Consider the following 255-nt stretch of genomic DNA (forward strand, 5'->3'; position numbering starts at 1 on the left):
AATTAATTCCCTTTAAAGAACTGTTCCAAGTAATTTTACCCGTCGCATCACGTGGTGTTGTCACGGCCTTCGCCGAATAAGTCGCTTTTTCAAACACCACACTCGGAGTCGTAATGGAAATACCGCTAGCAGCAACTGGCTTATCCTTAACCGTGACTTTAGCAAGTTGCGAGTAATAGGTCATAGCAGAGATGCTCCCAATAATTGGTAGGGTATTGAGCCTTGTTTCTAGCTGAAAATAATAATTACCAGCTT

1 protein-coding gene is annotated in these 255 nt (G+C 42.4%); it reads right to left on the reverse strand.

Features of this window, described 5'->3' with window-relative positions:
- Nucleotides 1-184 (reverse strand): hypothetical protein (locus tag ETC07_RS16260; RefSeq protein WP_205742575.1); only part of this gene is annotated, 184 nt, incomplete at its 3' end.
- Between the last annotated feature and the right edge of the window lie 71 nt (nucleotides 185-255).

Origin of the sequence: Halomonas borealis (assembly GCF_004798905.1) — a bacterium.
GTDB lineage: Bacteria > Pseudomonadota > Gammaproteobacteria > Pseudomonadales > Halomonadaceae > Halomonas > Halomonas borealis.